This window comes from Rhizobium sp. YJ-22 (assembly GCF_029601685.1).
Lineage (GTDB): Bacteria > Pseudomonadota > Alphaproteobacteria > Rhizobiales > Rhizobiaceae > Metarhizobium.
On the sequence record NZ_JARRIR010000003.1, the window covers coordinates 326,741 to 348,894 of the forward strand.

At 64.0% G+C, this 22,154-nt stretch carries 24 protein-coding genes; 18 read left to right on the forward strand and 6 right to left on the reverse strand.

What is annotated here, in order from left to right; translation table 11 throughout:
- Positions 1 to 243: 243 nt before the first annotated feature.
- The 8 genes from P7F60_RS09520 to P7F60_RS09555 all read left to right on the forward strand — a co-directional run bounded on the left by P7F60_RS09520 (position 244) and on the right by P7F60_RS09555 (position 6,095).
- Positions 244 to 918, forward strand: coding sequence for a GNAT family protein (locus P7F60_RS09520; RefSeq protein ID WP_277917494.1), 675 nt, complete (start codon positions 244 to 246; stop codon positions 916 to 918).
- Positions 919 to 1,020: 102 nt separating this feature from the next.
- On the forward strand, positions 1,021 to 1,770 hold the full coding sequence (locus P7F60_RS09525) for a GolD/DthD family dehydrogenase (RefSeq protein ID WP_277917495.1): 750 nt from the start codon (positions 1,021 to 1,023) through the stop codon (positions 1,768 to 1,770).
- Positions 1,771 to 1,841: 71 nt separating this feature from the next.
- Complete coding sequence (locus P7F60_RS09530; protein ID WP_347276866.1) at positions 1,842 to 2,711, forward strand: SIS domain-containing protein; 870 nt, start codon at positions 1,842 to 1,844, stop codon at positions 2,709 to 2,711.
- Between the two features lie 198 nt (positions 2,712 to 2,909).
- Complete coding sequence (locus P7F60_RS09535) at positions 2,910 to 3,077, forward strand: hypothetical protein (RefSeq protein ID WP_277917497.1); 168 nt, start codon at positions 2,910 to 2,912, stop codon at positions 3,075 to 3,077.
- Between the two features lie 9 nt (positions 3,078 to 3,086).
- A complete protein-coding gene (locus P7F60_RS09540) occupies positions 3,087 to 3,371 on the forward strand; it encodes a hypothetical protein (RefSeq protein WP_277917498.1) in 285 nt (94 codons plus the stop codon).
- Positions 3,372 to 3,562: 191 nt separating this feature from the next.
- The gene (locus P7F60_RS09545) at positions 3,563 to 4,186 is read left to right on the forward strand and encodes a glucose-6-phosphate isomerase (protein ID WP_277917499.1); all 624 of its coding nucleotides are present in this window, start codon (positions 3,563 to 3,565) and stop codon (positions 4,184 to 4,186) included.
- 7 nt (positions 4,187 to 4,193) lie between these two features.
- The gene (locus tag P7F60_RS09550) at positions 4,194 to 5,147 is read left to right on the forward strand and encodes a shikimate dehydrogenase (protein ID WP_277917500.1); all 954 of its coding nucleotides are present in this window, start codon (positions 4,194 to 4,196) and stop codon (positions 5,145 to 5,147) included.
- A 105-nt stretch (positions 5,148 to 5,252) separates the two neighbouring features.
- The gene (locus P7F60_RS09555) at positions 5,253 to 6,095 is read left to right on the forward strand and encodes an MBL fold metallo-hydrolase (RefSeq protein ID WP_277917501.1); all 843 of its coding nucleotides are present in this window, start codon (positions 5,253 to 5,255) and stop codon (positions 6,093 to 6,095) included.
- 358 nt (positions 6,096 to 6,453) lie between these two features.
- Here P7F60_RS09555 and P7F60_RS09560 read toward each other — a convergent pair whose 3' ends face one another.
- Positions 6,454 to 7,950, reverse strand: coding sequence for a CoA-acylating methylmalonate-semialdehyde dehydrogenase (locus tag P7F60_RS09560; protein WP_277917502.1), 1,497 nt, complete (start codon positions 7,948 to 7,950; stop codon positions 6,454 to 6,456).
- Between the two features lie 289 nt (positions 7,951 to 8,239).
- Here P7F60_RS09560 and P7F60_RS09565 point away from each other — a divergent pair, with 289 nt between their 5' ends.
- The 4 genes from P7F60_RS09565 to P7F60_RS09580 all read left to right on the forward strand — a co-directional run bounded on the left by P7F60_RS09565 (position 8,240) and on the right by P7F60_RS09580 (position 12,578).
- Positions 8,240 to 9,118 carry a LysR family transcriptional regulator gene (locus P7F60_RS09565; RefSeq protein ID WP_277917503.1) on the forward strand — a complete coding sequence of 293 codons (879 nt, stop codon included), beginning with the start codon at positions 8,240 to 8,242 and terminating at the stop codon, positions 9,116 to 9,118.
- A 371-nt stretch (positions 9,119 to 9,489) separates the two neighbouring features.
- The gene (locus P7F60_RS09570) at positions 9,490 to 11,589 is read left to right on the forward strand and encodes a methyl-accepting chemotaxis protein (protein ID WP_277917504.1); all 2,100 of its coding nucleotides are present in this window, start codon (positions 9,490 to 9,492) and stop codon (positions 11,587 to 11,589) included.
- A gap of 145 nt (positions 11,590 to 11,734) precedes the next feature.
- Complete coding sequence (locus P7F60_RS09575) at positions 11,735 to 11,980, forward strand: DUF982 domain-containing protein (RefSeq protein WP_277917505.1); 246 nt, start codon at positions 11,735 to 11,737, stop codon at positions 11,978 to 11,980.
- 127 nt (positions 11,981 to 12,107) lie between these two features.
- Entirely contained in the window at positions 12,108 to 12,578 is a 471-nt protein-coding gene (locus P7F60_RS09580; protein ID WP_277917506.1) for a hypothetical protein, read from the forward strand.
- A 159-nt stretch (positions 12,579 to 12,737) separates the two neighbouring features.
- Here the strand turns inward: P7F60_RS09580 and P7F60_RS09585 are convergent, their stop codons facing one another.
- Positions 12,738 to 13,127 (reverse strand): hypothetical protein, encoded by a 390-nt coding sequence (locus P7F60_RS09585; RefSeq protein WP_277917507.1) that lies wholly within the window; start codon positions 13,125 to 13,127, stop codon positions 12,738 to 12,740.
- 241 nt (positions 13,128 to 13,368) lie between these two features.
- Between P7F60_RS09585 and P7F60_RS09590 the strand changes: the two genes are divergently transcribed.
- Positions 13,369 to 13,707, forward strand: a complete 339-nt coding sequence (locus P7F60_RS09590; RefSeq protein ID WP_277917508.1) for a hypothetical protein — start codon at positions 13,369 to 13,371, stop codon at positions 13,705 to 13,707.
- Between the two features lie 87 nt (positions 13,708 to 13,794).
- Here P7F60_RS09590 and P7F60_RS09595 read toward each other — a convergent pair whose 3' ends face one another.
- On the reverse strand, positions 13,795 to 14,028 hold the full coding sequence (locus P7F60_RS09595; RefSeq protein WP_277917509.1) for a hypothetical protein: 234 nt from the start codon (positions 14,026 to 14,028) through the stop codon (positions 13,795 to 13,797).
- A 296-nt stretch (positions 14,029 to 14,324) separates the two neighbouring features.
- Here P7F60_RS09595 and P7F60_RS09600 point away from each other — a divergent pair, with 296 nt between their 5' ends.
- Complete coding sequence (locus P7F60_RS09600; RefSeq protein ID WP_277917510.1) at positions 14,325 to 15,752, forward strand: mannose-1-phosphate guanylyltransferase/mannose-6-phosphate isomerase; 1,428 nt, start codon at positions 14,325 to 14,327, stop codon at positions 15,750 to 15,752.
- Between the two features lie 57 nt (positions 15,753 to 15,809).
- Here the strand turns inward: P7F60_RS09600 and P7F60_RS09605 are convergent, their stop codons facing one another.
- From P7F60_RS09605 to P7F60_RS09615, 3 genes are all read right to left on the reverse strand, one after another.
- Positions 15,810 to 16,259 carry a hypothetical protein gene (locus P7F60_RS09605; protein ID WP_277917511.1) on the reverse strand — a complete coding sequence of 150 codons (450 nt, stop codon included), beginning with the start codon at positions 16,257 to 16,259 and terminating at the stop codon, positions 15,810 to 15,812.
- Positions 16,260 to 16,475: a hypothetical protein gene (locus P7F60_RS09610; RefSeq protein ID WP_277917512.1), complete on the reverse strand. Its 216-nt coding sequence runs from the start codon at positions 16,473 to 16,475 to the stop codon at positions 16,260 to 16,262.
- A gap of 82 nt (positions 16,476 to 16,557) precedes the next feature.
- Positions 16,558 to 17,037: an Lrp/AsnC family transcriptional regulator gene (locus P7F60_RS09615; RefSeq protein ID WP_277917513.1), complete on the reverse strand. Its 480-nt coding sequence runs from the start codon at positions 17,035 to 17,037 to the stop codon at positions 16,558 to 16,560.
- A gap of 226 nt (positions 17,038 to 17,263) precedes the next feature.
- On the opposite strand from P7F60_RS09615, the gene P7F60_RS09620 reads away from it, so the two are divergent.
- The 4 genes from P7F60_RS09620 to P7F60_RS09635 all read left to right on the forward strand — a co-directional run bounded on the left by P7F60_RS09620 (position 17,264) and on the right by P7F60_RS09635 (position 22,149).
- The gene (locus tag P7F60_RS09620) at positions 17,264 to 18,406 is read left to right on the forward strand and encodes a PLP-dependent aspartate aminotransferase family protein (protein ID WP_277917514.1); all 1,143 of its coding nucleotides are present in this window, start codon (positions 17,264 to 17,266) and stop codon (positions 18,404 to 18,406) included.
- Between the two features lie 23 nt (positions 18,407 to 18,429).
- Positions 18,430 to 20,004: an ABC transporter substrate-binding protein gene (locus P7F60_RS09625; RefSeq protein ID WP_277917515.1), complete on the forward strand. Its 1,575-nt coding sequence runs from the start codon at positions 18,430 to 18,432 to the stop codon at positions 20,002 to 20,004.
- A 376-nt stretch (positions 20,005 to 20,380) separates the two neighbouring features.
- A complete protein-coding gene (locus P7F60_RS09630) occupies positions 20,381 to 21,328 on the forward strand; it encodes an ABC transporter permease (protein WP_347276859.1) in 948 nt (315 codons plus the stop codon).
- 5 nt (positions 21,329 to 21,333) lie between these two features.
- Positions 21,334 to 22,149: an ABC transporter permease gene (locus P7F60_RS09635; RefSeq protein WP_277917517.1), complete on the forward strand. Its 816-nt coding sequence runs from the start codon at positions 21,334 to 21,336 to the stop codon at positions 22,147 to 22,149.
- Positions 22,150 to 22,154 lie beyond the last annotated feature (5 nt).

A 22,154-nucleotide genomic window follows, 5' to 3' on the forward strand; every position in this document is an offset into this window, starting at 1 on the left:
CCCGCGGCCAGTTCTCCGTCGGCCCGATGGTGATGGCGGCGGCGCGCGCGCGCGGCGTGATCGGCGCGGCGAAAAGCCCCCTCCCCTCCTGAGCCGGATACTTCCATGAAATCAAGGTATTGCCATAGTTCTAAAAATGGTTCGACGGCAAACCGGTGGATTGGTTCTTGGCAAGACGGCTGGTGCGGAGCCAGAAACCATGCAGATATGGCGAGACTGCCGGGATGAAAAAGGATGGATGACATGACGGTTGATTTGAGCAACTGGACGCCGCGGCCGCGGCCGGAACGCAAGATCTTCGAGGGGCGTTACGTGCGGCTGGAGCCGCTCGACGCACAGGTCCATGGCGACGGGCTTTACGAGGCCTCGAGCGTCGCCGATATCGACGGCCGTTTCGCCTGGTTGCCGGACAATCCGCCGCAAGGCCGGGCCGATTTCCAGCCTTGGCTCGACACGGCGGCCGCCAGCGCCGATCCGATGTTCTTTGCCGTCATCGACCGGCAGAGCGGAAAAATCGCCGGTCGCCAGACCTTCATGCGCATCGATGCCGCCAATGGCGTCGCCGAAATCGGCAACATCTACTGGGGACCGCTGATCTCGCGCCGGCCGGCGGCGACCGAGGCGCTGTTCCTGTTCGCCGACCATATTTTCCGCGAGCTCGGCTACCGCCGGTTCGAATGGAAATGCAACAACAACAACACGCCTTCCAAGCGGGCGGCGGAACGCTTCGGTTTCAGCTTCGAGGGCATCTTCCGCCAGCACCTGATCGTCAAGGGCGCCAATCGCGATACCGCCTGGTATTCGATCATCGACGGCGAATGGCCTGATCTCTCCGCCGCCTTCACAGCCTGGCTCGACCCGGACAATTTCGACGCCGAGGGCCGGCAGAAACGCCGGCTGGAGGATTTTCGCCGCTGAGCCTGTCGCCACGCGGAAAGGTTTGACCGAATCCCGGTTGCGAGACTACAAATCGCTGGCGGCGTTGGAGGCAGGCGCCGCCGGGACCGGGAGGCGGACGGCATGAAAATCAACGACAGCGAATTCGAGGGACGCGTGGTGATGGTCACCGGTGCGGCCGGCGGCATCGGCCAGGCGATGGCGGAGGCCTTTTGCGCCCGCGGCGCGACCGTCGTGCTGACCGATCGCAGCGAGGCGGTGCATGAAACCGCCGGAAAACTCGGCCCCCGCCACCGCGCCTTCGTCATGGATGTCTGCGACGAGGCCGGGATTGCCGCAACCGTCCGCGCCGCGGAAGAGACGCTCGGGCGCATCGATGCGCTGGTCAACAATGCCGGGATCGGCATCCTCGCGCCCGCCGAAAGCCTGACGACCGAGGTCTGGGACCGGCACATGGACGTCAATCTCAAAGGGGCTTTCCTCGTCGCCCGCGCCGTTGCTGCGGGAATGCTGGCGCGCGGTTATGGCCGCATCGTCAACATCGCTTCGCAGGCGGCGGTCATCGGCATCGAGGGCCATGTCGCCTATTGCGCTTCCAAGGCTGGATTGCTTGGCATGACCCGATGCATGGCGCTGGAATGGGCCCCGCGCGGCGTCACCGTCAATGCGATTTCGCCGACCGTGGTCGAGACGGATCTGGCGCTGGTCGGCTGGGCCGGCGAAAAGGGTGAGCGGGCGCGCGCCGCCATCCCCACCCGCCGCTTTGCCCAGCCCTGGGAAATCGCAGCCGCCGCCTGCTTCCTCGCCGGCGAGGGCGCGGCGATGATCAATGGCGAAAACATGCTGGTCGACGGCGGCTACACCGTCATCTGATCGGGTAAAGCCCCCTCCCCTGCCCCGAAAGGGGAGGGCGGGGCCAAGCGAAGGGCCAGCCATTCATGAAAATGCAGACCGAGCCGCCGGCCAGCGGCGCCAATATCCTGGAAATCGCCCGCGGCATGCGCGGCAGCCTGCGCAAATCGGACCGCAAGGTCTGCGACGTCGTGCTTGCCGATCCCAGGCGTATCCTCACCGCCACGGTCGCCGAAACCGCCGATCTCGCCGAGGTCAGCCAGCCGACCGTCATCCGCTTCTGCACCGCCATCGGCTGCGAGGGGTTTCAGGATTTCAAGCTGCGCCTGGCGCAGGCCCTGGCGCTCGGCCTGCCGGCCACCCATTCCGTCATCGCCGATACCGATACGCCCGACGATGTCGCCGACAAGATCTTCGACTACATGATGACCAGCCTCGACTGGGCGCGCCATCACCTCGACAAGCGGGCGCTGACGGCGGCCGTGGATTGCCTGACGGCGGCAAAACGCATCGAATTCTTCGGTTTCGGTGCCTCGGGCATCGTGGCGCGTGATGCGCAGCAGAAATTTCCGCTGTTCGGTGTGCCCTGCGGCGCGGAAATCGACTCGCACCAGCAGGTGATGACCGTTTCCATGCTGGGGCCGGGCGATGTCGCCGTGATGATTTCCAACACGGCGGCGACACGTTCCATTGTCGAGATCGCCCGGCTGGCCCGGGCGCGCGGCGCCCGTGTCATCGGCCTTGTCGGCATGAGGGGAGCGTTGACAGCGGAATGCGATATCGTGCTGCGCGCCGAGACGCTGGAAAACACCAATATCTATACGCCGACCATTTCCCGCATCGCCGCACTGACCGTCATCGATATTCTTTCCACCTCGGTGGCGCTGCGGCGCGGCGCGGCGCATATGGAAGACGTCAAGGAAATGAAGCAGGCGCTTTCCGAATTGCGGATCACGCTTTGAGCATACTGGGAAGGCATATCAACGGCATCGCGATTGTCTTCGCCCTCCCCTTCCTCGCGCTGCTGATGTTCACCTCTTCCCCGACAACCAGCCGCAGGTGCATGCCATAACCGAGGGCGAGGCCGGCCGCGATGCGCTCGACACATTGCGTGCTTGCGCCCGGATCGCTATCGCCCGGCCCGCTTCGGGCGCGGCGGCTTGCAGATCGTCGTCCTGCCGGGCTTTTTGGGCAAGGACACGGCAGAGCGTAAGGAGTTACTAACAAAGAACGGCGTTTCCGCCGATTTCGCCGCGATGCTGCGTCCCCTCCCCGTTTCGCATCCGCCCTGCTCCGCCTTTCTGGGCGAGGCCAATGGCTGGGCGTAGGGCGGTTTCGTGTTCGTCGATCCGCAAGCCGGCGCGATGTCGCAGGAGGATGCGCGCGCTTGTGTCATCGCCGGCTTCGATTACCTGCTCGGCGTGCCGGTTGCCGGCGGCCGGTTCGATTGGAAGCTGTTTCCCGATCCGGCCGCAAGCCTGGTGCTGCTCGACCATGTCAGGCAATGCGCCCATGCTGGCAAGACCAATCATGCGCCGCCGCTGCGCAACAACCGGGGCATCACCAGTCTGCCGTCGCTCTCCTGCATCCGCGCCGGAATTGCCGCCGCACTGAAGGATTGACGGCTATTTTTGATGACGGATTTGTAGTGGCACAACAAAGCGCGGGGTCAACCACTGGAACTTGTGCACCGCAGCGTTCAATTCTGTAGTAATGTTCCCGAAAATGCTTTCGAGCAGGCCGATTCTGATGTAAACATGCACGCACGGAGCGCGACGCCGTAGCGACGCGACATCAGGCATGGAGATCGGGAATGATACGCGAACCTTTCGGCGGCGTCGTCGATGTGGTCACAGGCGGGCTGGGCGGCGGAACGGGGCGATATGAAAAGAAGCTCGGTGACCTCGACGGCCTCTATCTCGATGCCGATGCCCATGAAAAGCTGATGCGGGAGCTCGGCAATCCTCTCGTCTATGCCGTCGAGGATTTTCGCCCGGGCACGCAAGCCGGCGACCTGATCTATGGCGTCACCCGCATGATTCCCGGCAAGGTCGGCGACGAATTCTTTTTCACCCGCGGCCATATCCATGCCAGGGCCGACCGCCCGGAGATCTATTACGGCCAGCAGGGCCGGGGGCTGATGCAGCTCGAATCCCCCGAGGGCGAAACCCGCATCGTCGAAATCGGCCCACAGACCATCTGTTACGTGCCGCCTTTCTGGATCCACCGCTCGATCAATGTCGGCGAGGAGGATTTGGTGATGGTTTTCGCCTACCCTTCCGATAGCGGCCAGGATTACGGCATCATCGAGCGTTCCAACGGCATGCGCCACCGGGTGATGAGCGACGGCAAAGGCGGTTGGCAACTGGTGGAGAATGCCGACTACCGCCCCCGCGATGCCGCCACCGTCGCCGCCCTGCTCAGCGATTACGCCTGAGGACATCATGACCGTGCTTCAGCCCGCCACCCGCCCGACGCTGTATTTCATCGGCGTCACCACCGCCAAAAGCTCGATCATGAAAGTGTTTCCCGCCTGGGCCGACTATCTCGGCCTCACCGATGCGGCGATCCAGGGCATCGACTTCGCCCTGCATGACGACCCGGCCGCCTATCGCGCCGCCGTCGAGTTCATCCGCGACGATCCCCTCTCGCGCGGTGCGCTGGTGACCACGCACAAGATCGATTTGTTCAATGCCTGCAAGGACATGTTCGACGAGATCGATCCGCATGCGCAACTGATGGACGAAACGAGCTGCATTTCCAAGCGGGAGGGCAGGCTGATCTGCCACGCCAAGGATCCGATTTCTTCCGGCCTCGCCATCGATGGTTTTCTGGGGCCGGATTATTTTGCCCGCACCGGGGCCGACCTGTTTTCCATGGGCGCCGGCGGCTCGACCATCGCCTTTACCTGGCACCTGATGCGCCGGTCGCGCGGCGACAATGTGCCGTCCCGCATCGTCATCGCCGATCGCGACCCGCATCGCCTCGACGACATCCGCCGCATCCACGCGGAAATCGACAGCGCCGTGCCGGTCGAATACGTGCTTTCGGCGCGGCTGGAGGACAACGACGCCGTGCTCTGCGGCCTGAAACCCGGCTCGCTGGTGGTCAACGCCACCGGCCTCGGGAAGGATGCTCCAGGCTCCCCCCTGTCACCTGCGGCGGTTTTTCCGGAAGGGGCAATCGCCTGGGATCTGAACTATCGCGGCGACCTCGTTTTCCTCGACCAGGCCCGCGCCCAACAGCAGGCCAAAAAGCTGGGCATCGAAGGCGGCTGGACCTATTTTCTGCACGGCTGGACGCAGGTCATCGCCGAGGTTTTCGATATCGACATTCCAGCCTCGGGGCCGGTCTTCGAAAGGATTTCGGACATCGCCAGGCAAGCCGCCGGGCGCTAGGCGGATCGGGCGCAAATGCTCCTTAGCCGGCCTGCCGGTCCTGTTCCCTCCGCAACCACGAGGCAGCTCCGGTCACCGAACACAGGGAAATATTCGATGCCCTTCATGGCCCGCGCAACCACAAGCCCCCTGCCCTCGATGCTCGCCGAACCGCCGGCGGCATCCCTCGCCATCCACTGGCTCGGCCAGGCCGGCTTCGTCATCGACCTGGCCGGCCGGCGCGTGGTGATCGATCCATATCTCTCGGATACGCTGGCGACAAAATACCATGGCAGCGAAACGCCGCATGAGCGGATGATGCCCGCGCCGGTGACGCCGGAGGGCATCGCGCATGTCGACGCCGTGCTCGTTACGCACGCCCATACCGACCATATGGACCCCGGCACCCTGCCCGCCTTGCTCGCCACCAATCCCGCCGCGCCGTTGCTGGCGCCAAAGGCTTCGCAGACGCAAGCCATCGACCGCTCCGGCCTCGATGGCGATCGTCTCATCCCGACGGATGCCGGCGAGCGCCTGGTGTTCGGCCCGCTGACCATTCTCCCGACGCGGGCGGCGCATGAGGCGCTGGAGCGGGACGACGAGGGGCATCACCGCTTTCTCGGCTACGGGATCGAGGCGGACGGCCTTCGCATCTGGCATTCCGGCGATTGCGTGCCGTTCGAGGGGCTGGTCGAGGAGGTCGCGGCATGGAAGCCGGATATCGCCCTGCTGCCTGTCAACGGCCGACGGCCGGAACTTTCCGCACGCGGCATCGCCGGCAATTTTTCGCTCGAGGAGGCGGTGGAGTTGACCCAGGCCGTTGGCGCGGGCGCCGCCATCCTGCATCACTACGGGCTGTTTGCATTCAACACCGAAAGCCCCGAGAGGATCGATGCGACGATTGCGGCGCATCCGGACCTGGCGCTTTTCCGGGCGCGGACCGGAACGGTCATAACGCTGGATCGATAGTGGCATACCTTGTCAGGTGACAAGGTTTTTGGAAGGGAGGCGGCTACCGCCCGATGCCTCCCGGTTGTTTCGAAACCTTGTCAGGTGACAAGGTCCAGCCACTCCAGAACGGATCTCCTTCCCCTTCGTCCATCTTTTAAAGGACCGGGCCGTTGCGTGTTGGTCGGTCTCGTTCCGCCAGAATCCTTTCGTGTCCGAGGGGAGAAGGGGTGGGCGAGGGCGCGCCGTTCATGGAGGGCGGTTTCAGAAGACGCCCAGCGGCAACCACGGCATTCCAACAGGCCCTTGGAGAGCTACAAAACAAAACCGCCGCCCTCTTGCGAAGGCGGCGGTCGTTGTGTTCAGGCTTTGAAGATAGTTACTTCATGGTCGGGATGGAGAATTCGGCGCCGTCCTTGATGCCGGAGGGCCAGCGCGAGGTGACGGTCTTGGTCTTGGTGTAGAAGCGGAAGGCATCCGGGCCGTGCTGGTTCAGGTCGCCGAAGCCGGAGGCCTTCCAGCCGCCGAAGGTGTAGTAGGCGATCGGAACCGGGATCGGAACGTTGATGCCGACCATGCCGACCTGGACGCGGCTGGCGAAATCGCGGGCGGCATCGCCGTCGCGGGTGAAGATGGCGACGCCATTGCCGTATTCGTGGTCGTTGGGCAGGGCGAGTGCGTCTTCATAGGTCTCGGCGCGAACGATGGAAAGAACCGGGCCGAAGATTTCTTCCTTGTAGATGCGCATGTCCGGCGTGACGTTGTCGAACAGGCAGCCGCCCATGTAGAAGCCGTCCTCATAGCCCTGCATCTTGAACCCGCGCCCGTCGACGACCAGGTCGGCGCCTTCCTGGACGCCGAGATCGACGTAGCCCTTGATGCGCTCCAGGGCCTGCTTGGTGACGACGGGGCCGAAGTCGGCGGACGCATCGGTGGAGGGGCCGACCTTCAGGCTTTCGACGCGCGGCACCAGCTTGGAAAGCAGGCGCTCGGCGGTGTCCTTGCCGACGGGAACGGCGACAGAGATTGCCATGCAGCGCTCGCCGGCCGAGCCGTAGCCGGCGCCGATCAGGGCGTCGACGGTCTGGTCCATGTCGGCGTCGGGCATGATGATCAGGTGGTTCTTGGCGCCGCCGAAGCAATGGGCGCGCTTGCCGTTGGCGGTGGCGCGGCCATAAATGTACTGGGCGATCGGCGTCGAGCCGACGAAGCCGATGGCCTGGACGTCCTTGTCGTCGAGCAGCGCGTCGACGGCTTCCTTGTCGCCGTTGACGACGTTGAAGATGCCCGCCGGCAGGCCGGCTTCGATGAACAGTTCGGCAAGGCGCATCGGCACGCCCGGATCGCGCTCGGAGGGTTTCAGGATGAAGGCGTTGCCGGAGACGATGGCGGGGCCGGCCTTCCACAGCGGGATCATCGCCGGGAAGTTGAACGGCGTGATGCCGGCGACGACGCCAAGCGGCTGGCGCATGGAATAGGTATCGATGCCGGAGCCGGCATTGTCGGTGAACTCGCCCTTGAGCATATGGGCCGCGCCCAGGCAGACTTCGATGACTTCGAGGCCGCGCTGGATGTCGCCCTTGGCGTCGACGACGGTCTTGCCGTGTTCGCGGGCCAGCAGCTCGGCCAGCGAATCATATTCGGCCTCGACCAGTTCCAGGAACTTGCGCATGATGCGGATGCGGCGCTGCGGGTTCATCGCGCCCCAGGCGGGCTGCGCCGCCTTGGCGTTTTCGACGGCTTCGCGCACCTCGGCCGAGGTCGCCAGCGCGACCTTGCCCTGGATGGTGCCGTCCATCGGCTGGAAGATGTCCGCCGTCTTGCCGCTCTTGCCGGCGACATGCTTGCCGCCGATGAAATGTCCGACTTCCCGCATGGGTCTAGCCTCCCTGATGTTTCCGTTGACGAGATGGGCGGATCATGGCTTTAAATTTTGATCATAGCAAGACGAGGTTCGGCGTATCCGTTGTGCGGAAATGGATGTTCGAAAGCGGGAGAGAGGGCATGAAGGATGACATTTTCGCCATGGCGTGTAGCCACTCCAGCCCTGCGCATCCCTTGTTCTCCCGGGAGGAGAAAGGGAAAACGGCGCCGGTGTGCCGTATCGAAGACCGCCTCGCGGGGGGAGGGCAGGGCGGGCGGGCTCGCAAGGCGGGGGCGCGGGCATGAACTGGGATGACGTGCGCATCTTTCTCGCGGTCGCGCGCGCCGGGCAGATTCTCGCCGCCGCGCGCCGGCTGGGGGTGAACCACGCGACGGTGGCGCGGCGGGTGAGCGCGCTGGAGGCGGCGCTGAAGACCCGCCTGCTCACCCGGCGCACCAATGGCTGCGACCTGACGCCGGCGGGCGAGGCTTTCCTGCTTTCGGCCGAGCGCATGGAGGCGGAAATGCTTTCGGTGCGCTCCTCGCTGGGGGATGAGGATGTCGCGGTCTCCGGCTCGGTGCGCATCGGCGCGCCGGATGGTTTCGGCGTCACCTTCCTCGCACCGCGCCTCGGCGAACTGACGGCGCGGTATCCCGATCTGAAAATCCAGCTCGTGCCGGTGCCCCGCTCCTTCTCGCTGTCGCGGCGCGAGGCGGATATCGCCATCACCGTCGAGCGGCCGGACCAGGGCCGCTCGGTGGCGCGAAAACTGGTGGATTATTCGCTGGGCCTCTATGCCAGCCGCGCCTATCTGGCCGACAATCCGCCGCCCGCCGCAATCGACGACCTCGCGGGCCATCGCCTCGTCGGCTATGTCGACGATCTCGTCATCAATCCCTCGCTGAACTACGCCCCCGACATCACCCGCGACTGGAAGCCGGCCTTCGAGATCTCCAGCGCGCTGGGGCAGGTGGAGGCGGTGCGGGCCGGCGCCGGCATCGGCATCCTGCATGCCTTCATCGCCAGGCTGCATGACGACCTGGTTCCGGTGCTGCCCGAAAAGACCATCCGCCGCGCCTATTGGCTGTCCTACCATGAATCCGTGCGCTCGCTGCGCCGCATCCATGTCGTCGCCACCTTCATCTCGGATGCCGTGGCCAGGGAGGCGGCGCGGTTCTGAGCCCATGCGTGGCGCCGCGAAAAAAATGCGGTTACGCAATTTTTCCTGCGCAGGGGCAGGCGGCGGGACGCGCCGACGATGCGCGGCAGACCGGCCGGCCAGAAAGACAAGGCGGAAGGAGACAAGGGAAAACAAACGGTTAACGCGCGGCATCGAATTTTGTGCGGGGCGGGATCTCCGCGCCGGCCGCTTTCCCGCTGGAATCGCCCAAACCGCCGGGATTCAGGCGTTTTTAACCTCCTTGGCCTAGCTTCGGCTCAGCGCGACCTTGCGTCGCAGCCCCGCCATGACGGCGACCATCTTCCAGAAAAACGAATTCGGCCCCGCTGTCGCCAGACACGCGGCCGGGTGACATCCACGGGGGTTCCTCCTTGCGTACACGTTTCAACCTCATGGCCAAGATCCTGATGGTGGCGTCGTTGGTCGTCGTCGCGTCGCTCACGGGCTTCTCGGTCTATATCGACAGCCTGCAGCGCCAGACCACCGCCAAGGGCATCGGTGAGGACATCCAGTCGTCAGGAGAGCTGGCGGCGACCGGCATAGCCAACTGGCTGAATGCCCGCGTGATGCTCACCCAGTTCGCCGGCGACATCGCCGGCAAGGCGCCGTCGAACGACGCGATGCTCAAGGGCTTCGACAACCCGATGATGACGCGCGAATTCTCGATGATCTATTTCGGCTCCGAGCAGGACGGTTCGTTCACCCGCCTGCCGGCCGCCGAAATGCCCAAGGGTTACGATCCGCGCCTGCGCGGCTGGTACAAGGATGCCGTCGCCGCGCGCGGCCCGATCATCACCGATCCCTATACGGATGCCGCCTCCGGCGAGCTGGTGCTTTCGGTCGCCTCGCCCGTGGAGCGCGACGGCAAGCTGGCCGGCGTCGCCGGCACCGATTTCTCGCTCACCAGCCTGCTCGGCATGATCCGCGATATCGACATGGGCGGCATCGGCTCGGCCTTCCTGGTCAACAAGGACGGCACGGTCCTCGTCCACCCCGACAACGCCATGCTCGCCAAGAAGCTCGGCGACATCTTCCCCAAGGAGACGCCGGTCATCGGCGCCGGCCTCAGCCAGACCGAGTTGGCCGGCAAGCCGGTGCTGGTCAACTTCATTCCGGTGCATAACCTGCCGGTCGAAGGCTGGTATCTCTGTGTCATCGTCGATCGCGACATGGCCTATGCCGCCGTCGGCGAATTCCGCATCGCCGCCACCATCGCCACCGTCGTCGGCGTCATCGCCATGGTCGGCGTGCTCGCCATGCTGCTCTCGAACATGGTCGTCCGCCCGGTCGTGCGCATGACCGGCATGATGAGCAAGCTGGCGCGCGGCGATGTTTCCGAGGAAATTCCCGAAGCTCACCGCACCGACGAGATCGGCCAGATGGCCGCCGCCGTCGCCGTGTTCCGCGACAATATCGTCGAGCGCGGGCGGCTGACCCGCCAGGCCGAGGAAAACCAGGCGCTGACCGAGCGCGAACGCCAGGAACGCGAGGCGCTGAAGGCGCGCGAGGCGGAAACCGTCGCCTTTGCCACCCACACGCTGGCCGATGCGCTGGGACGCCTCGCCGATGGCGACCTCGTCTACCGCATCGAAACGCCCTTCGCCGGCGATCTCGACCGGCTGCGCCTCGACTACAACGGCTCCGTCTCCAAGCTGAACAAGGCGCTCAACACCGTGGGGCAGAAGGCGATGGCCATCGATGGCGGCGCCAACGAGATCCGCACCTCCGCCGACCAGCTGGCGCGGCGCACCGAGCAGCAGGCGGCCTCCGTCGAGGAGACCGCCGCCGCGCTGGAAGAGATCACCACGACGGTCAAGGACAGCGCGCGGCGCGCCGAGGAGGCCGGCAATCTCGTCACCCGCACCCGCGCCGGCGCCGAACAGTCCGGCGAGATCGTTCAGCGTGCCGTCGGCGCCATGCAGGGCATCGAGAAATCCTCCGACGAGATCTCCAACATCATCGGCGTCATCGACGACATCGCCTTCCAGACCAATCTTCTGGCTTTGAATGCCGGCGTCGAGGCGGCGCGCGCGGGCGAGGCCGGCAAGGGATTTGCCGTCGTCGCCCAGGAAGTGCGCGAGCTGGCGCAGCGCTCGGCCAAGGCCGCCAAGGAGATCAAGGCGCTGATCACCACCTCCGGCGACCAGGTGCGCGCCGGCGTCGATCTGGTCAACCAGACCGGCAAGGCGCTGGACGTCATCGTGCGCGAGGTGCAGGAGATCAATGCCCATGTCCACGCCATCGTCACCGCGACGCGCGAGCAGGCGACGGGGCTGCAGGAGATAAACACCGCCGTCAACACCATGGACCAGGGCACCCAGCAGAACGCCGCCATGGTCGAGGAACAGACCGCCGCCAGCCACGGCCTCGCCGGCGAGGCGGCTGAGCTTGCCGCCCTGCTCGCCCAGTTCCGCCTGGACGGCGCACCGGCTTCGCCCCGGCAGACGCGCAACATCGCCTACGCGGCCTGAGGCGACGCAAGCTGCGCACGACAGGCCCTTCGCGACGGAACGCCGTCGCGAAGGGTTTTTTGCGTGGAAGGGGAGGGGAAGCCCTCTCATCAAACCGGCCGTTCGATGCTATCACCCTGAAAAACCGCATTCAGGAGGCAAAGCCGTGAGCGACAATTGGAACAAGGGCGTGACTTTGGCGCTGGAAGGCCCGGGCAAATTCACGACGATCAGCACGCTGCAACAGGCCTCATGGGCCCTCATCGAGGATTGGCCGACCGAGGACGGCGAAGCCCTGGACCGCGCCCTGCTGGTCATCGAGGCCGCGCTCAAGGGCAGGAAGACGCCCGAACAGGCAAGAATGGCCTTCATCGCCGCAGCGCATGAAGCACAGATCGAGATTCGCGAGTAGGGCGGGCGACTGCCCGAGGGGAACGACGACGCCACCGCTGCAAACGGCTGCATCTGGCCGGCTACCGTCATGACGCCGAAGCGTCAATGTCGCTCTCACTGCGTTTTCGTCGATTGTGGCGGGCTGTATGTTCGTTTCAATTGGTTTTTTTGAGGAAATAGAGCTTGTGAGATTTATTGCGTCGCTTTTGTTTCTTTTCCCGGCATCAGCGGTGGTGGCTCAGGTGCCGCCGGGACCACCGCCATGGTCATGCTCTTTGGTGGCAGCGTGCAATGTTGCGGATGTGTGCATTCCTCTGCATGCCATTCCCATGCGGTTGCGCTTCAAGCTTACTCAGGTCGATGGTGATGCGAGACGGTATCATCTGGAAGGAAATGATGGATTTGAGGACATCGCGTTGGAACTTCCCAGCCTGGAGGACGCGAAACACTTTGCCGAAACCTACAGCTCCAATGAGCCGACGCCGCTTATGCTGATCCGAAACGACAGGGTTTTCGATGCACATGGTTTCTGGCTCCAGGCCATCTGGCGGCGCGGCGGCGGCGGGCACGTCGTGGCAGACGAAAAAATGCTCGTCGCTTGCGACAGCATTCGGTAGACATGTATTTCGATCGTAAAATTCTTATGCAGAAGCCGCGTTTTTGCGACCGAGTTTTGCAATGCGTCTGGGCCGCTTCGGGTTGGCTGCGCACCCGCTTGCGGCTGCGCACCACGAGCGGCTGTGTTGTTCGCCATAGCGCCAGCCTGCTCAGACCGACTATTCCGCCGGTGGCTCAAGTCCGTTCGGCAGCGAAATCCAGATGACGGTCTGGGCCTGCGGGGCATGGCGCGACAGATGGCCTTTGCCATGCGTGTCCTCGACCAGCACGAAGCTGCCGGCCGGGACATGGCGGACGGCTCCGTCGCTGGTCTCGTAGTCCACCGCGCCATCCAGCCGGATCGTCAGCACCGGTTCCGGCACCGTGTGCCAGGCGACCGGGCGCATGCCGGCGGGGATATGGGTGATGCGCACGCGCGATGCCGGATAGCTGGCCGTCACATCGAAAGGAACGGCGTCGGGATGCACCGATACCGGCATTGTCGGCAATTCGATCTCGTCGAAATGGGATTCGCCATCCGGGGTGGCGTAGATGCGAAGGCATTTCATGCGGACAGTTCCATCTCGGTTGATGCGCTGACGGTATGGCTGTCTAGCATGGGATTACGGATCGATACCACATGCAGACACTATCCCTGCCTTCCGCTTCCGGCCGCTTCCGCATCGCCAACTTCCCGTATTCGACCGATACCCTGGCAATAGGTCCGTGACTTCGCGGAATATAGCGTGGCTGCAAAAGCATCGCAAAACCGGTAAGCTCTGTCGTGGCGCATTCTCATGGAGGTGGTTCATGCCCCGTTTTCTTGCCGTTTACACCATGAAATCGGAAGACGTCGCGTCTTTCAGAAGCATGCCGAAAGCCGATCAGGACGCTGTCGATGCCGTCGGGGTCAAACAGTGGGCGGCCTGGGAGGAAAAAAATGCCGCGTCAATCCTGGATCGTGGCGGCATGGTCGGGAAAACGACACGCGTCACCCGGGACGGCGTTTCCGAGGCGGTCAATCCGTTCTGCGGCTATCTGGTCGTCGAGGCCGAGAGCGCCGATGCCGCCGCTCAGCTTTTCCTCGACCATCCCCACATCACGGTCTTTCCCGGCGATGGCGTCGATATCATGCCCTTCGTCACCTAAGTGCTTGCGCCCGCGGTGGCGTAGCGGTGGAAGCCCGCGTCGGGCCGAAGCCGCCATGCGTTTTCGGCCGCGACACCTTGGAAAGGGTTACGAGGCCGAGAAGGTCACCGTCACGCCGCGCTGGCGAAAATAGGCCTGCATCAGCTTGCGGCCCGAGCGGTTGTTCTGCACGAGCTTCGCCGGGTCGAAGACGGCCTGTTTCAGGCCCTCGCGCGTCAGCGCCGCCTTGAGGGTGGCGATATGCGTGTCGAGATCGGCATTATCCGCCTGCAGCGATTGATAGATGCGGTCTGTTGCCTCTGCTACGGTCGGTTCGCTCAATGCTTGCACTCCTGTTTCGGCTGGCGGGGGCCAGGGTTCTTCTTCGCCCTGACCCTATCGCGGCGAATGATGGCGCCGTCAATGGGGCAGCGTGCCGGGCAGGGGGGCGCGGTTGTGTCTCGCGCGCCGCATGTACCGTAAAATGACGTGTCGCGCGGTCCAAAAATCAATTCCGATTTGCCGGCCTTTGCTGTAGAACCCCTCGCGCGGCCCTGGAAGGCGGGCCGCCGGCAGGGCCGATGAACCTTCCGCCGGGCATGGCGAGACCGGCCGCCAGTTTTGAGGATAGTGCACAGATGAGCAAGAAAATCGTTCCCGTCATTCTGGCCGGCGGCAAGGGCACCCGGCTCTGGCCGCTGTCGCGCGCCACCGCGCCAAAACAGTTCATCCAGTTCGTCGGCGACCAGACCCTGTTCCAGGAAACGCTGATGCGCGTGTCCGACACCGCCGTCTACGAAGCGCCGATCGTGCTGACCAACGAGGAATTCCGCTTCCTCGTGGCCGAACAGGCGCGCGAGGTGGGCGTGGCGCTCTCCACCGTGCTTCTGGAGCCGATGGCGCGCAACACCGCGCCGGCCGTCGCCGCCGCTGCTGCCGTCGTTGCCGAGCGTTTCGATGCCGATACCGTCATCCATGTGTTGGGTTCGGATTACGAAATCGACGCCAACGCCACCTATTTCGATTGCGTGCGCACCGCCCGCGACGGCGCCGCCTCCGGCAAGCTGGTGACCTTCGGCATCACGCCGACCGAGCCGGCCACCGGCTATGGCTATATCGAGGGCGGCACGGAGGTCGGAAACGGCATCCAGGCCGTCAAGCGCTTCATCGAGAAGCCGGTTCTGGAAAAGGCCGAGGACATGCTGGCCGCCGGCGGTTTCTACTGGAATTCCGGCATGTTCATGTTCAAGGTCTCGACGCTGCTGGCCGAAATGAACGAATATGCGCCGGAAGTTGTGCGCGCCGCCAGCGAGGCCGTGCGCGCCGCCGTCAACGATCTCGATTTCACCCGCCTCGACGCCGAAGCGTTTTCGAAGAGCCCCGACATTTCCATCGACTATGCGATCATGGAAAAGACCGCCAACGCCACGGTTGTGCCTTCGCCCTTCCGCTGGTCGGATCTGGGAAGCTGGGATTCGGTGTGGAAATCCGGCGACCGCGACGCCGACGGCAACGTCGCCACCGGCAATACGACGGTCGTCAACACCCGCAATTCGCTGGTCATGACCCATGGCGTGCATCTGGCCGTGCAGGGGCTGGAAGACGTCGCCGTCATCGCCAGCGAGGATGCCGTCTATGTCGGCAATCTCAAGGACAGCCAGAATGTCGGCAGCCTCGTCAAGCTGCTGGCCAAGTCGCCGAAAACCTCGAAGCTGACCGAGCTGCACCCGACCTCCTACCGCCCCTGGGGCGGCTATACCTCGATCTGCAACGGCGACCGCTTCCAGGTGAAGCGCATCTTCGTGACGCCGGGCAAGAAGCTGTCGCTGCAGAAGCACCATCACCGTTCCGAACACTGGATCGTCGTCAAGGGCACGGCCGAAGTCACCGTCGGCGACAAGGTGCAGATGCTGCGCGAAAACGAATCCGTCTACATTCCGCTCGGCGAAATGCACCGCCTCGCCAATCCCGGCAAGATCATGCTGGAACTGATCGAGGTGCAGACGGGGTCGTATCTGGGCGAAGACGATATCGTGCGTATCGTCGACGAGTTCGGGCGGACCTGAGCCTGTCATCCTTATCCCTCTCCCTGCCATGTCGGGGGGAGGGGACTTGCACGGCGACTAAGCGCCCGTGAACTGTTTGTATTGCGCTTTCAGGCGTTCCTTCATGGCATCGGTAAAATGGCCGGAAATCGTCGACCTGCCCTTCGCGTTTGAAAAATAACGCGGGGACCAGGGAAGCGTCAGGTGATCGCTCAGATCGAAGACGGTATCGACGCTCAGCCCGCAGGCCCGCTTCTCTTCGGCATCGTCCACATGCAGGCCATGCGGCGGATTGAACTTGTCGATCTGCTTGGTTCCGTAGATGACAACGACATAGCCGACGGCATGGCGCACGCCCTTGATCAGGGTGTCGCGCCGATAAACCCTGCGCACCAGGCAAGGCCGCGCCACGGGACCGGGCTCAAGCCCCTGCTGTCGATACGGAAAATGGCACCAGATAATATCAAAAGCGACCGGCAAGGCGGTCGCTTCGAGATCGAAAATATCGTCGGGACCGAGGTCCGGCAATTACCAGCCAACCTCTCCGACCGGCACCAGGTCATCGGGCGTCGGCCCGAATCGGTCTTCAACATCCTTCCGCAGGGCGGCTTTCCATTCGTCCGGCGACATGCCGTTATAGTCGGCTTCTTCGGCTGAGGGTTTGGAAAAGGCGCGCGCCTTTCCATCGTCCGCGCGGCTGTGGCGCGGGTGATGATGGGGTATGCTGGATTTCGCGGTGGCCATTCTCAACTCCCGGAATCCCAAACGGCGAGGATTCAACGTCCTTAAACAATAGGCGTTCCCGACGTCGTTTGCAATCCAGCCCTCACTCCTCATCGAACGCCAGCGTCGGCTGCAGTTTCACATGTTGCGCGACGGTGATCGAGCGGTAGGTCTTGATGATCGGGCAGCGGCGCATGAAGTCGCGGGTGACTTCGCGGAATTCTTCCATGTCGGCGACGTTGAGGCAGGCGAGGATGTCGGTGTCGCCGGTGATGACGTCGCAGCAGGAGACGTAAGGCGAGGCGCGCAGCACGTCGATCAGCGCGTTGAACATGTCGAGCTGGTGCGAGGACAGCGAAATTTCGATCCACAGCGAGAGTTTGCGCTCCGAATAGGCGCGGTTGACCACCGAGATATCGCCGAGGATGACGCCGGCGTCGCGCAAGCGGCGGATGCGGCGGTGGCAGGCGGGCTGGGAAATGCCGACCTTGTCGGCGAGTTGCTGGAAGGTCGGCAGGCTCGATTGCTGCATCAGGTTCAGGAGTTTTCGGTCGATGCGATCGAGAACGAGCTTTTGCGACATCGCGGGACTCCATGATAGATGTGCCCGTTTGCTAGAGCCTTTCCCCCACCGTGGCAAGGCGAGCGCGGCGGAAGATTTATGCGTGACGAGCCGCATTCGGTTATGAATTTCTCGCCCCGGCGGATCACTATGAGAAAACCATAATCCCCGCCAATGCCATACTCGCCTCCGGGCCGGCTTCGGGAGGCGGCCCCGGAATTTCAAGGGACGGGGAATTTTGGTTCGCATGCCGCACTACGTTGCCGATACCACGCTGGCGCAAGGCGCCTGCGAGATCCACGATCCGACCGGCGCGGTGGTGCCGCCGATCCATCTGGCGACGACCTTTTTGCGCCCGCCGGAGGGATATTCGGCGGATGGCTGGAGCTATAGCCGCTACGGCTATCCGGGGCTGGAGCAGCCGGAAGCGACGCTAAAGGTGCTGGAAGGCGCTGCCGATTGCCGGCTGTTCGCTTCGGGCATGTCGGCGATGACGGCGGTGCTGCTGGCGCTGAAGCCCGGCGATCACTGCGTTTTCCCCATCGACATGTATCACGGGCTGCGCACCTGGCTGAAGCAGTACTCCGCCCATTGGGGCATCGGCATCGACCATGTCGACATGACAGACCTCGATGCGGTGCGCGAAAAACTCGTGCCCGGCGCGACACGCCTCGTCTGGGCGGAAACGCCCTCCAATCCCCATTGGCATATCTACGATCTCACGGCCCTTGCCGAGATTGCGCACGCGGCCGGCGCGCGCCTCGTGGTCGACAATACCGTGGCGACGCCGATCCTGACGCAGCCGATTTCCTTCGGCGCCGATCTCGTCGTCCATTCCGCCACCAAATATCTGAACGGCCATTCCGACGTGCTGGCCGGTGCGGCGCTGACGGCGAAGGCCGACGATTTCTGGGAAAAGGTAGTCTTCAACCGGGATTATACCGGCGGTCTGCTCGGCCAGTTCCAGGCGGCGCTGCTGATGCGCGGCATGAGGACGCTGCATTTGCGCGTCGAGCGCGCCTGTCGGTCAGCCGAGGCGCTGGCGGCGGCGTTGCAGACCCATCCGCGGGTCAAGGCGGTGTTTTATCCGGGCCTGAAAAACCATCCCGGCCATGGGCTGGCGGCGCGGCAGATGCGCGGCGGCTTCGGCGGCATGGTCTCGGCCATCGTCGAAGGCGGCAGGCAAGAGGCCGAACGGGTGATGCAGCGCACGCGCATCTGGAAACCGGCGACCTCGCTCGGCGGCGTCGAAAGCCTGGTTGAGCGGCGCGAGGCGGTGGAAGGGCCGAATTCGCATGTCGATGCGGCGCTGCTGCGCTTTTCGGTCGGCATCGAAGGCACGCAGGATCTGATCGACGATATTTTCAGCGCCCTCGAAGCGGGCAGATAACAGGCAGCAAAGGGATAGATCGCATGGGAATGAACGACATGAACCTGCTCGGCGAACAGTCGCGGCGGCATTTTCTGAAGACCTCGGCGCTGCTCGGCCTCACGGCCGCCTCCGCCTCGACCATGATCGGCCGCGCCTTTGCGCAGGAAGCCGTGAAGAAGGGCGGCACGCTGAAGATCGGCATGCGCGGCGGCTCGACCACCGACACGCTGAACCCGACCACCTATTCCAATGCCGTGCCGCTGCTCGTCGGCTATGCGATCATGAACGGTCTGATCGAGATCGACGAGAAGGGCGTGCCGCGCCCGGAACTGTTCGAAAGCTGGGAGATCGGCGCCGGCGGCACCGAATGGGTGTTCAACGTCCGCAAGGGCGTCTCCTTCCATAACGGCAAGGCGATGACCGCCGACGACATCCTCTATTCGCTGTCGCTGCATACCGGCAAGGACAGCAAGTCGGCCATCGCCGGCTCGCTGAGCCATATCAAGGAAGTGACCAAGCTCGATACGCACCAGGTCAAGATCACGCTCTCGGCCCCGGATGTCGACCTGCATTATGCGCTCAGCGATTACCATATCCTCGTGGTGCCCGAGGGCTTTTCGGATTGGGGCAATCCGGTCGGCACCGGCGCCTTCAAGCTGGAAAGCTTCGATCCGGGCGTGCGTTGCGTGCTGGTCAATGCCGGCAATTACTGGAAGGACGGGCGCGGCAATGTCGAGCGCATCGAGATCACCGTCGTCAACGATATCGTGCAGCGCATGAATGCGCTGGTCGCCGGGCAGGTGGATGTCATCAACGACGTCGACAAGCGCGCCGTCGACCTGTTCAAGGCGGCCCCCGGCATCGAGCTGGTGCAGGCGCCGGGCGGCTGGCACACGATCATGGCGATGCAGAGCGACGTCGCGCCGTTCAACAATGCCGATTTCCGCCTGGCGCTGAAATATGCCTGCGACCGCGAGCAGATCCTTTCGGCGCTGTTCAACGGCTTCGGCCGCGTCGGCAACGACCAGCCGATCCCGGTGTCCGATCCCTTCTTCAACAGCGAATTGCCGCAGCGCGCCTTCGATCTCGACAAGGCGAAGTTCCACCTGCAAAAGTCCGGGCTGGCCGACAGCAAGATCGTGCTCTCCGCCTCGGATGCGGCCTATGTCGGCGCGGTGGATATGAGCGTGCTGTTCCAGGCCTCGGCCGGCAAGGCGGGGATCCAGGTCGACGTCAAGAAGGAGCCGCATGACGGTTTCTGGAGCAATGTCTGGCTGAAGGCGCCGTTCTGCACCTCCTACTGGGCCGGCCGCGCCTCGGCTACCGACATGCTGGCCTCCGCCTATCGCTCCGGCGCCAACTGGAACGAGACGCATTGGAAAAGCGAGAGCTTCGACAAGATGCTGGACGCGGCGCGCGCCGAAGTCGACGAGGGCAAGCGCAAGCAGCTGATCTGGGACATGCAGGCCATGCTTTCGGAAGAGGGTGGCGCGCTGATCCCGGTGTTCTCGGATTGGCTGGATGCGCATCGCAGCCACGTCAAAGGGCATACGCCGCATAGCCAGTTCGACCTGGCGAACGGCCGGCTGTGCGAGAAGGTGTGGCTGGACGCGTAAGCGTTTGAAGCAGGAGGGGTGCCGAAGATCCTTCTCCCCTCGGGGGAGAAGGTGGCCCGAAGGGCCGGATGAGGGGGACGGCGGAGCCGAATACCCTCATCCCTATGTGCCTTCGGCATCCCCCTCATCCCGCTGCCGCGACCTTCTCTCCCGAGGGGAGAAGGGCCGGGGCGATGGCTTCTCCAACAAGGGCCGTGGGCGAGCAAAGCTCCTTCTCCCCGTCAGCGGGATGAGGGGAAAGCGCAGCAGGATTGCCGTGAAAAACCCGCCGTCTGTTGAAACTGCAAAAGCCAAAACCGCTTTCGAGTAGGCGATGAAATGACTAAACCGGCGTCGAGCCGTGCAAAAACGGCGAAACCGCCGAATTGGGGGACACTTGCTTAAACTCGTGTTGAGGCGGGCGGCGCTGGGGGTGATGACCCTGTGGGCCGCCTCGGTGCTGATCTTCGCCGGCACGCAGATCCTGCCAGGCGACCTCGCGCAGGCGGTATTGCAGAACAATGCCACGCCCGAAAACGTCGCCGCCATGCGCCACGAACTGGGCCTCGACCGCCCGGCGGTGGAGCGTTACGTAGAATGGCTCGGCAATGCCGCGCAAGGGGATTTCGGCAAGTCGCTGGTCAACCAGCGCGATGTCGCCCAGGAGCTGGCGCCGCGCCTTTACAACACCCTGTTCCTGGCGGTCTATGCGGCGCTGATCGCGGTGCCGCTGGCGCTCGTGCTCGGCGTGCTCACCGCCGCCTTCCAGGGCCGCGCCTTCGATCATATCGCCAATGCGGCGACGCTGTTTGCCATCTCCCTGCCGGAATATTTCCTCGGCTACCTGCTGATCAAATGGGTGGCGCTTTATCTCGGCTGGTTTCCGGTGCTCGCCAATGTCGCGCCCGAGACCGGCTTTTTCGGCCGGCTCTATCTCTCCTTCCTGCCGATGCTGTCGCTGGTGCTGGTGATCATCGCCCATATGATGCGCATGACCCGCGCCTCGGTGCTGGCGGTGATGGCGAGCCCCTATATCGAGATGGCCTTTTTGAAGGGCCTGCCGAAATGGCGGGTGGTGGTCGAACATGCGCTGCCGAACGCGCTGGCGCCGATCATCAACGTCGTGGCCCTCAACCTTGCCTATCTCATCGTCGGCGTCGTGGTCATCGAGGTGGTCTTCGTCTATCCCGGCCTCGGCCAGTCCATGGTCGATGCGGTTTCCAAGCGTGACGTGCCGGTGGTGCAGGCCTGCGGCCTGATCTTCGCCGCCGCCTTCATCACGCTCAACATGGTCGCGGATATCCTGGCGCTCGTCAGCAATCCGCGCCTGCGCCATCCGAGGTGATCGCCATGCAGCTTTTCGGACGCAAAATGCCGCTGAGGGCGCAGATCGGCCTCGCCATCGTCATCGTCAACCTGCTGGCGGCGATCTTCGTGCCGGTCATCGCGCCTTACCCGGAGGCCGAGGTCGTCGGCCGCGCCTGGGCGGGATCGAGCGCCGAACACTGGTTCGGCCTCGACAATCTCGGCCGCGACATCCTTTCGCGCCTGCTCTATGGCGCGCGGCTCTCCATCGGCCTGTCGCTGCTGATCACGACTTTGTCCTTCTCCATGGGCGTGTTCGGCGGTTTTGCCGCCGCCGTGCTCGGCAAGGCGGCCGACATGGTGCTGTCGCGCATCGTCGACCTGCTGCTCTCGATGCCGGCGCTGATCTTCGCCATGGTGGTGCTCTCGGTGCTCGGCACCGATCTCATCGTGCTGATCGTCACCATCTCGGTGCTCGATGCGACGCGTATCTTCCGCGTCGCCCGGGCGCTCGCCATGGATATCGAGGCGCTGGATTATGTCGAGGTGGCGCGGCTGCGCGGCGAGGGCCTGTGGTGGATCGTGCGCCGCGAAATCCTGCCCAATGCCGTGCCGCCGCTGGTGGCCGAATTCGGTCTGCGCTTCTGCTTCACCTTCCTGTTCATCTCGGCGCTCAGCTTTTTGGGCCTCGGCATCCAGCCGCCGAATGCCGACTGGGGCAGCATGGTCAAGGATTATTCGGCGCTGATCATGCTCGGCGTGCCCGCCGTCTTCTATCCGGCCGGCGCCATCGCGGCGCTCACCATCGGCATCAACATGCTGGTCGACTGGCTGCTGTCGATCAACACGGTAAGGCGGTGATTTCC